General features: G+C 53.5%; 2 protein-coding genes. Both read left to right on the top strand.

Features of this window, described 5'->3' with window-relative positions:
• The first annotated feature begins 235 nt into the window (after window positions 1–235).
• Window positions 236–1,075, top strand: a complete 840-nt coding sequence (locus RMSM_RS14120; protein ID WP_040766591.1) for a transglutaminase-like domain-containing protein — start codon at window positions 236–238, stop codon at window positions 1,073–1,075.
• 338 nt (window positions 1,076–1,413) lie between these two features.
• Window positions 1,414–1,872 carry a CsbD family protein gene (locus RMSM_RS37825; protein ID WP_008697169.1) on the top strand — a complete coding sequence of 153 codons (459 nt, stop codon included), beginning with the start codon at window positions 1,414–1,416 and terminating at the stop codon, window positions 1,870–1,872.
• Window positions 1,873–1,960 lie beyond the last annotated feature (88 nt).

The following is a 1,960-nucleotide window of genomic DNA, read 5'->3' as shown; positions in this document are numbered from 1 at the left end:
GATTCGCGAGCAAGGTATCACAGTGCCGGTCGATTGCATTGACGGCTCACGCGATGGCAGGTGACCGCGAGCGAGCCATCGAAGCGGGGTGCACCGAATATCACACCAAGCCGGTGGAGATGGATAAGTTGTTATCCTTGATAGAACACCTGCTGAGCGTTTCCTAGTTCCGATTGCGTGGCAACGTTTGCCAATACAAGTTTCTAAAGTTCGTTTTCTAAATAAGAGCTAAACAATGTTACGAGTGGATGTGGGGAGTGACCTGCTTTATGACGTCCGTTCTCCGAGTACATTTTTGTTGCAGATCGCCGCGGCGACCACGGCACATCAAAACGTGGTTTCCGAAGAACTAACGTTTGATCCCAAGTTAAGCGTGGAACAATATCGCATCGGCGATGGATGTAATCGGTTGCACCGGATCGTCGTGGATCCTTGCAAATTATCGGTCAAGTATCGTGCGACAGTCGAATTGTCGCCCGAGGTCGACCCGTCGACCGAAGTGAACGAGTCGAATGTCTCGGAAATGCCGCCGGACGTGCTGACCTATCTCAATCCAAGTCGATATTGCGAGAGCGACCTTTTGTTGCGTTTCGCATTCGAAGAGTTCGGCACACTTGACCGAGGTTTTGGTCGTGTCCAAGCGGTTTGTGATTGGGTCAATCATCATCTCGATTACACCCCCGGCAGCACGAATGCGACCACCACAGCAGCCGACGTGTTGGTGCAGCGGACGGGCGTGTGTCGAGACTATGCTCATCTGACGATCGCACTGTGTCGAGGCATTGGCATCCCGGCACGCTACGTCGCAGGATACGCCGTCGATTTGCAGCCACCGGATTTTCACGGGTTTGTCGAAGCTTATCTCGGTGGCCAATGGTATTTGTTCGATCCAACGGGATTGGCACCGATCCGTGGACTCGTACGTATTGGTGTCGGGCGTGATGCCGCCGATGTGTCGATCGCGACCATTACCGGCAACACCAATTTGACATCTCAAAACGTGTGGGCGAACACTGCAGCCGACGTGCAAAAATCACCGAATGCCGAGCAGCCGCCCGCTGTCTCGACCGCCTGAGTGGTGTTCACAGCGAGGTTTGACTTGCCACAGGTGTGCGGCAGAGATCCACACTGATTGTTTATCGTGCATTCGCCGTCGATTCGCGAATCCGGCGATTTCATTTGGTTGCTGACGTCAATCAAATCCTGGCAAATTGATCCGCCAGCCAAAGTCTGGACCGTGTATCGGTACGCCAATTGCATTTGTTGATAAGGGTGAACCCGATGGTGTTGCGAGGGATTTAAGAGTAGAGCGTACTGTCCCTTCGGAAAACATCGTCGTGAAATGTTAGCAATGGCGGCGCGGTTTGCTAACGCAAGATCCACAAACACCCACTTTCTCATCACAGGTGACTCATGGTTACGAAACAAGAAATTAGCGGCAAATGGAATTCAATTACTGGCGAAGTGAAGAAAAAGTATGGTCAGATCACCGATGACGAACTGAGTCAGGTCGAAGGCGACACCGATCAGCTGATCGGGCTGATCCAGCAAAAAACAGGTCAAGGCCGCGAGCAGGTGGAGGCCTTTTTGAGTGAGACCTGTGAAAACTGTGATTCGACGTCCGGGCAGTACTCTGAGATGGCATCCCAGTATGCCGAAAACGCCAGCGAGTCGATGCGGGAAGGCTACGAACAGGTCGCTCGCCGAGCACGCGAGGGCTATGAGCATTCGGCTGAGGTGCTGTCGCAGCGACCGATTGAGTCCGTGGTAGCTGCTTTAGGAGTCGGCTTGATCACGGGGATCGCAATCGGGTTGTCACTCGCCGGACGCCGACACCCCGAACCGTCATGGCGTGATCGTTGGTCACACTAGAACTAGCCTAGCTGCTCCGATTTCGCTTCGCGAAACGGGGGGATCTGGTAATGCAGCAATCCGTTTGTCCCCAATCTTTCTCACAAAC

It is taken from the genome of Rhodopirellula maiorica SM1 (assembly GCF_000346295.1).
Classification (GTDB): domain Bacteria; phylum Planctomycetota; class Planctomycetia; order Pirellulales; family Pirellulaceae; genus Novipirellula; species Novipirellula maiorica.
Note: the sequence above shows the minus strand (reverse complement) of the source record. Positions and strands in the feature narration are given on the sequence as shown.

Coding starts and splice junctions, on each gene's coding strand:
- RMSM_RS14120 (WP_040766591.1), top strand. CDS start 236: ATGTTACGAGTGGATGTGGGGAGTGACCTGCTTTATGACGTCCGTTCT.
- RMSM_RS37825 (WP_008697169.1), top strand. CDS start 1,414: ATGGTTACGAAACAAGAAATTAGCGGCAAATGGAATTCAATTACTGGC.